The 410-nt window shown below is 60.0% G+C and carries 1 protein-coding gene; it reads right to left on the reverse strand.

Annotated elements, in window-relative coordinates:
* A partial coding sequence (locus tag I6F37_RS42460) for an HAD family hydrolase (protein WP_225154745.1) occupies nucleotides 1-410 on the reverse strand: 410 nt, incomplete at both ends.

Here is a 410-nt window from a genome sequence, read left to right on the forward strand (position 1 = left end):
TGTCTCCAGTGATCATCGCGACCCGTAGTCCGAGACGGTGGAGAGCCTTGATCGCGGCAGGAGTCGATTCCTTTATCGGATCGGAGACGGCGAGCATAGCGGCAAGCCTGCCATCGACTGCTGCATAGAGCGGCGTCTTTCCCTCTTCGGCGAGCCGGAGGCTCTCGACACGGAACGAGGAGGTATCGATACCGAACTGGTTCATAAAGCGATCGGCGCCTATCTGAACCAGATGGCCAGCGACCTGACCCTCCACACCGAACCCTGGAACCGATTCAAACTCCGTCACTGGTGAGAGCACGATCTCGTTGCGGCGCGCATCATCGACGATCGCCCGTGCTACCGGATGCTCCGAGCGAGCTTCGACCGAGGCGATCAATCCCAACAGTTCCTCACGGTCGAAGTCCCTC

The sequence above is a fragment of the Bradyrhizobium sp. NBAIM08 genome (assembly GCF_020193935.1).
GTDB lineage: Bacteria > Pseudomonadota > Alphaproteobacteria > Rhizobiales > Xanthobacteraceae > Bradyrhizobium > Bradyrhizobium yuanmingense.